Source organism: Microbacterium sp. Leaf351, from assembly GCF_001423825.1.
Lineage (GTDB): Bacteria > Actinomycetota > Actinomycetes > Actinomycetales > Microbacteriaceae > Microbacterium > Microbacterium ginsengisoli.
Map to the genome: position 1 here is coordinate 177,972 of NZ_LMPK01000002.1, position 4,186 is coordinate 182,157.

5 protein-coding genes are annotated in these 4,186 nt (G+C 69.7%); 2 read left to right on the forward strand and 3 right to left on the reverse strand.

Translation table 11 applies throughout. The features are described from left to right. Together ASG00_RS15045 and ASG00_RS01400 are read right to left on the reverse strand one after the other, a co-directional pair. Positions 1-612: PadR family transcriptional regulator (locus tag ASG00_RS15045; RefSeq protein WP_045247547.1), on the reverse strand; the 612-nt coding region annotated here is incomplete at its 3' end. After that, on the reverse strand, positions 609-1,417 hold an 809-nt coding region (locus tag ASG00_RS01400), incomplete at its 5' end, for a DUF4097 family beta strand repeat-containing protein (RefSeq protein ID WP_156456170.1). The genes ASG00_RS15045 and ASG00_RS01400, both read right to left, overlap by 4 nt. A gap of 165 nt (positions 1,418-1,582) precedes the next feature. Between ASG00_RS01400 and ASG00_RS01405 the strand changes: the two genes are divergently transcribed. After that, positions 1,583-2,338 (forward strand): MerR family transcriptional regulator, encoded by a 756-nt coding sequence (locus tag ASG00_RS01405; RefSeq protein WP_056206275.1) that lies wholly within the window; start codon positions 1,583-1,585, stop codon positions 2,336-2,338. A gap of 111 nt (positions 2,339-2,449) precedes the next feature. Here the strand turns inward: ASG00_RS01405 and ASG00_RS15600 are convergent, their stop codons facing one another. Further along, a complete protein-coding gene (locus ASG00_RS15600; protein ID WP_048809092.1) occupies positions 2,450-2,611 on the reverse strand; it encodes a hypothetical protein in 162 nt (53 codons plus the stop codon). Positions 2,612-2,877: 266 nt separating this feature from the next. Between ASG00_RS15600 and ASG00_RS16250 the strand changes: the two genes are divergently transcribed. Next, the coding region (locus ASG00_RS16250) for an efflux RND transporter permease subunit (protein ID WP_442922573.1) at positions 2,878-4,186 on the forward strand (1,309 nt) is incomplete at its 3' end.

Here is a 4,186-nt window from a genome sequence, read left to right on the forward strand (position 1 = left end):
GCGCCGCAGGGCCCGGGTCAGCTCCCGCGCGGCCTCGTCGAGTGCGCGCTCCACCTCGTCGACCACGGTCGCGGCGAGCTCCCCGCCGCGCGCGACGTGGGTGCGGGCGTCGGCGCGCACCTGGGCGCGGAACTCGTTCACCACGACGTCGAGTCGGCGCACCTGCTCGCGGCTGTCGGCGCGGTCGTCGGGCTCGGTCACGAACGATCGCGGGGTGTGGCTGCGCTGGTCGGCCTTGGCCGCCGCGAGGTCGGCGCGCAGGCTCTTCATCGCGTCGCGCACGCTGCCGCGCACCTCTTCGGCGATGAGGCGCACCGAGTCCGACAGGTGCGCCTCGATGCCGTCGAGGTCGCCCCGGCGGGATGCCACTTCGGCGCGTCCGGCGTCGGTGATCTCGTAGACGGTCTTGCGTCCGTCGACGGTCTTGGTGACGAGCCCCTCCTCCTCCAGCTTCGACAGCCGCGGATAGATGGTTCCGGCGCTCGGCGTGTAGGTACCGCCGGTGCGGTCGGCGAGGGCCTGCATGAGGTCGTAGCCGTGCCGGGGGGACTCGTCGAGCAGGTTCAGCAGGTAGAGGCGCAGGTCGCCGTGGGAGAAGACCGCGGGAGTCATCGGGCACCGTCCTCAGGGGAGAGCGCCGCGTCGGGGGTGTGGCGCAGCAGCGTGACGTCGCCCGAGACCGAGTTGACGCGCACGTCGGCGAACGAGCCGCTGAGCTCGCCGATCGATCCGGTGAAGTTCACGCCCGGGCCGTTGCCGCGATGCACGATGCCGTCGAGCTGCACCTTCCCGCTGACACTGCGCAGCACGTAGTTGACGGCGAGGTCGGGGTCCAGACGCACGGTCGCGTCGCCCGACACCGTGTTGAAGCCGATCTGATGCACCGGGCCGGTCGAGTCGAACAGCAGCGCGCCCGACACGGTGTCGACGTCGGCCTTGGTGATGACGCCCGTCGCGGCGACGTCGCCCGACACGCTGTTGGCGCCGAGTCGACCTTCGAGCCCGCGCACCTGGACGTCGCCCGACACCGCGTTGAGGGTGAGCGATCCGGTGTGGCCGTCGACGATGATGTCGCCCGAGACGGTGTTGAGACGCGCGTCGCGCTGGAGGCCGGCGACGAGAGCGCTCGCGTTGACGACGCCGAGGGTGAGCGCGATGTCGCGGGGGACGGCCACGCTGATCTCGGCCTTGGGGCCGCCCGAGCCGAAGTTGCGGAACACCTCGAGGAAGTTGTCCCACCGCAGCTGGGGGTGGTCGATCTCGACGCGGTCGCCGTCGACCTCGACCCGGAGGTCTTTGACGGTGACGCCGTGCACCTCGATGCGCACGGTCGGCTCGTCGTGGGCGACGATGTCGACCTCGCCGCCCACGAGCCCCACCTTGAGGGCGGTCGCGGATGCGATGTCGATGACCCGGGNTATATCGCGTGTTGTGACGATAACACGATATATCGCGTTTGCGTAAGCGCTGATCGAGAATCGGATGTCGCGGGCTTGACCTTGACGCGGCGTCAATCCCTACGCTCGAACCCGACGCCGACGGACATCCTCGCCGGCGCCGCACCCCGACGAACGGAGACCGCATGCGCAGCATCACGGACGTCACCCGCATCGCCGGCGTCACGAGCCGCACCCTGCGGCACTACGACGCGATCGGACTCCTGCCGGCGTCCTCGACAACCGCCGCCGGCTACCGCCTGTACGACGACGCCGCGCTCGTGCGCCTGCAGCGCATCCTGCTGCTGCGGGAGCTCGGGCTGCCGCTCTCCGACATCGCTGCCGCGCTCGACCGCGACGCCGACACGGCCACGGCGCTCGAGGTCCACCTCGACGCCATCGAACGCCGGCAGGAGCGGCTGCGGCGACAGGCGGCATCCGTCACCCACACCATCCACGCACTCCGGAGAGGAGAACGGCTCACGGCCGAGAACATGTTCGACGGGTTCGCCCACGAGGAGCACCGCGAGGAGGTCGAGCGGCGCTGGGGCGCGGATGCCTACGCCCGCAGCGACGCGTGGTGGCGCGGCATGAGCGCCGACGATCGCGCCGCGTGGCAGGAGCGCTCCCGCGCGCTGCAGTCCGACTGGCGCGCCGCGGCGATCGCCGGGGAGGATCCGTCCGGCGACGACGCGCAACGCCTCGCCGACCGTCACGTCGCCTGGCTGTGCGCGATTCCCGGCACGCCCGCGGGCGACGGCGGCGACGTACGCGCCTACGTGCGCGGCCTTGGCGACATGTACGTCGCCGATCCGCGTTTCGCCGCGAACTACGGCGGCGTCGACGGTGCGACGTTCGTGCGCGACGCGCTTCGCATGTGGGCCGATCGCGCCGACACGTGATGCCCGGACACAAAAGGATGCCGCGGCAGAAAGCCGCGGCATCCGCTCTCCTTGGGGGGACGGAGAGTCGACGGCGCGCGCACCCGAAACGCGCGACGTCCGGGGGAAGCGTCAGGCCTTGCGGCCGCCGATGACCCTCAGCAGGAATGCGATGAGCGCGATGACGCCCACGATCAGCGCGACCCACAGCAACCAGCTGAGGGCGGCGTTCAGTCCGCTGACGATCGCCACCACGATGGCGATGACGATGATGAGAACCAGGGCGATGTTCATGGATCCTCCGGTGGGTCGGCGCGAGGGGTCTCCTCGCAGAGGCGCACGACGGCGCACGCCCAGAGTGGCATCACGCCCCGCCCGCCGGCCCAGGCTTGACGACGCCCGCGCCCCGGTGCTAGCGCGGCCGTCGGCGGTGACGGATGCCGCGGCCGCGACCGGCAGCATCCCTCAGTCATACAGAAGGATCGGCGTGCGATACTGACCCCGATACAGACGTGTATCGGCCGGACTCCGGCATCCGTCAACGATCACGAAGGCCGACCGTGTCGCACCTCGCCGTCCTCAGCCTCAAGAACCGCGCTCTGATCGCCCTCGTCACCATCGTCGTGGCGATCTTCGGTGGCATCGCGCTCACGAGCCTCAAGCAGGAGCTCATCCCCTCCGTCGAGTTCCCGCAGCTCGCGATCGTCTCGAGCTACCCCGGGGCATCGCCCGAGGTCGTCTCGAACGATGTCTCGACCCCGATCGAGACGGCGATCCAGGGGGTGCCCGGTCTCGAGTCCTCGAGTGCGACCAGCACCGCCAACTCGTCGATCGTGCAGGCGTCGTTCACGTACGGCACCGACCTCACCACCGCCGAGCAGAAGGTCTCGCTCGCGATCGACCGCATCAAGAGCACGCTGCCCAGCGGCGTCGACCCGAGTGTGGTGACCGCGAGCGTGTCCGACTTCCCCGTCATCCAGGTCGCGGTCTCGGGATACTCCGACGAGGCGGCGGCCCAGGCGCGCCTCGAGTCGGTCATCGTGCCCAAGCTGCAGCAGCTTGCGGGTGTGAACGCCGCCCAGATCGTCGGCGGGCGGGCCCAGCAGGTCACGATCGTCCCCGATCCGGCAAAGCTCGCCGCACACGGCTACACGCAGACCGCCGTCAAGGACGCCCTGTCGCAGAACGGCATCCTCTTCCCCGGCGGAACGATCACCGAGGGCGACCAGACCCTCACGGTGCAGACCGGCACCAAACTGACGTCGGTCGATCAGATCACCGCACTCCCGCTCGTGCCCACGACCGCGCCGCAGCTGCTGAAGGGCGCTGTCACGATCGGCGACGTCGCCACCGTCACGCTCGGCCAGGCGCCGATCACCTCGATCTCCCGAGTGAACGGTGAGCCGTCCCTCACGATCGCGATCACGAAGCTCCCGTCCGCGAACACCGTCGACGTCTCCCGCGAGGTGCGCGACGCGCTGCCGGATCTCACCACCCAGCTCGGCGGCGGCTCGTTCACCGTCGTCTTCGATCAGGCGCCGTTCATCGAGCAGTCGATCCAGTCGCTCGCCGAAGAGGGACTGCTCGGACTCGTGTTCGCGGTCGTGGTGATCCTGCTGTTCCTGCTGTCGGTGCGATCGACGCTCGTCACGGCCATCTCGATCCCGACGAGCGTGCTCATCACCTTCATCGGCATCCAGGCGTTCGGGTACTCGCTCAACATCCTGACCCTCGGTGCGCTGACGATCGCGATCGGCCGCGTCGTCGACGACTCCATCGTCGTCATCGAGAACATCAAACGTCACTACGTCGGCGATGCCGAGAAGCTCCCCTCGATCATCAAGGCGGTGCGCGAGGTCGCGACCGCGG

Excerpts from the sequence above, each read along its gene's own strand:
- ASG00_RS01405 (WP_056206275.1), top strand. The coding sequence starts at position 1,583 with ATGCGCAGCATCACGGACGTCACCCGCATCGCCGGCGTCACGAGCCGC.
- ASG00_RS15600 (WP_048809092.1), bottom strand. The coding sequence starts at position 2,611 with ATGAACATCGCCCTGGTTCTCATCATCGTCATCGCCATCGTGGTGGCG.